Genomic DNA, 617 nt, shown 5'->3' on the forward strand with positions numbered 1-617 from the left:
AAAAAAGAGCGTTCACAGGAAGAGTTTTTTCATACGTTTAATGCCTTACTTGATGGGGATAAACAAGTCATATTGACGAGTGATCGTTATCCTAAAGAAATTGAGAATATGGAAGAGCGTCTAACTTCTCGATTTGGTTGGGGTTTGTCGACGAAATTAGAATCTCCTGAATTAGAAACGCGAGTAGCGATATTAATGCGTAAGGCAGAACAAGAACGTGTTGTGTTACGTGAAGATGCTGCTTTCTTTATTGCTCGACGTGTTCGATCGAATGTAAGAGAGTTAGAGGGCGCTCTTAGATTGGTAGCGGCGAACGCAAGTTTTACACGTCAAGACATCACGCCGACTTTCGCACAGGAATGTTTGAAAGACCTATTATCTGTTCATGATCGGCAGGTAAGTATCGATAATATCCAAAGAACGGTTGCTGAGTACTACAAAATAAAAGTAGCCGATCTTCTTTCTCCCAGAAGAACAAGGTCTATTGCGCGGCCGAGACAAGTCGCTATGGCCTTAGCTAAGGAGTTAACGGAACATAGTTTACCCGAAATAGGGGATGCCTTTGGTGGGCGTGACCATACAACAGTCTTACATGCTTGCAGAAAAATAACTGAACT

General features: G+C 42.3%; 1 protein-coding gene. It reads left to right on the forward strand.

Annotated elements, in window-relative coordinates:
- Window positions 1–617 (forward strand): chromosomal replication initiator protein DnaA (locus tag A3738_RS26305; protein ID WP_197474056.1); only part of this gene is annotated, 617 nt, incomplete at both ends.

Source organism: Oleiphilus sp. HI0066 (assembly GCF_001635725.1).